The organism is Caulobacter sp. CCH9-E1 (assembly GCF_001556515.1).
Taxonomy (GTDB): Bacteria; Pseudomonadota; Alphaproteobacteria; order Caulobacterales; family Caulobacteraceae; genus Caulobacter.
In genome coordinates, this window is record NZ_LSJA01000183.1 from 1 (window position 1) to 1,163 (window position 1,163).

Genomic DNA, 1,163 nt, shown 5'->3' on the forward strand with positions numbered 1-1,163 from the left:
CCACCTCGTGTGATGGAGATGAGCTAGCGTGAGGAGCGGCCGGTCGAGGCGCTGATCACGCATCGGCCGGCCGCCGCACGATCGAGGCCGTCGCCACCTTGGTTGGAACCCGTGGGGGAGCTTGGGTCCGACGTGCGTCCTTCTGAACCCGAACGGTTGCCTGGGCCCAGAGCCCGAACCTACGAGGATGGGCTGGAAGATGATGCCACAAGAACCGGCCTATGTGGCCGTGGACGTATCGAAAGCGACGCTGGAAATCGGCGAGCCGGAGCTTGATCGGACCTGGTCGCTCAGCAATGAGCCCAAGGGTTGGCGCAAGTTGATCGCCTGGATCGAGAAGTTGGGGCGGCCGGTCGTGGTGGGGCTTGAACCCTCCGGCGGCTATGAGCGGGGTCTGGTCGAGGCTCTGCTGGAGGCGAGGATCGACGTGCGCTGGTGTGACCCGGCGCGGGTGCGGGCGCTGGCCAAGGCGCTCGGCGCGCCGGCCAAGACCGATCGGATCGACGTGGGCATGATCCGGCGGTTCCTGTCCCAGACCGGCGGGCGGCCGGTTCGGCGCGATCGCGAACGGGATGCGCTGAGGGCCAGCTTGAGCGCGCGCCGAGCCGCTCAGGAGGCCGCCCAGGCTCTTGAGGCCCAGGCTCAGGCGCTACCGGAAGGCCCCGCTCGCCAAGCGCTCGCCGCCCTGGCCGCCCAGGCCCGGCTCACGATGAAAGCCCAGGAGCGCGCCGCCATCGCTCTGATCCGAGCCAGTCAGGCGCTTTGCCCGACCTGGCGCAGGCTGCAGACCGCGCCCGGCGTGGGTCCCCTGGTCGCCGCGGAACTCCTCGCTCACATGCCCGAACTGGGAGCCGTCGGCGGCAAGGCCATCGCCAAGCTGGCCGGGCTCGCCCCATTCATCAGACGAAGCGGTCAATGGCAGGGACGCGCCGTGTGCTCAGGCGGACGGCCCAGACCCAGGCAACTGCTCTACCTCGCCGTCATCACCTGCCTGCGAGGCTCGTCCCAAACCAAAGCCGCCTATCAACATCTGGTCGCCGCCGGAAAGCCGCCCAAGCTGGCCATCACAGCCTGCATGCGTCGCCTGCTCGTCACGCTCAACGCCATGATCCGCGACCAAGCCGACTGGAGACCCGCCTGAACTCAACACGGTTGCTCCCCCG

1 protein-coding gene is annotated in these 1,163 nt (G+C 68.8%); it reads left to right on the plus strand.

What is annotated here, in order from left to right:
• The first annotated feature begins 199 nt into the window (after positions 1–199).
• Complete coding sequence (locus tag AX690_RS11280; RefSeq protein WP_197426842.1) at positions 200–1,141, plus strand: IS110 family transposase; 942 nt, start codon at positions 200–202, stop codon at positions 1,139–1,141.
• Positions 1,142–1,163: the final 22 nt, after the last annotated feature.

Coding starts and splice junctions, on each gene's coding strand:
- AX690_RS11280 (WP_197426842.1), top strand. CDS start 200: ATGATGCCACAAGAACCGGCCTATGTGGCCGTGGACGTATCGAAAGCG.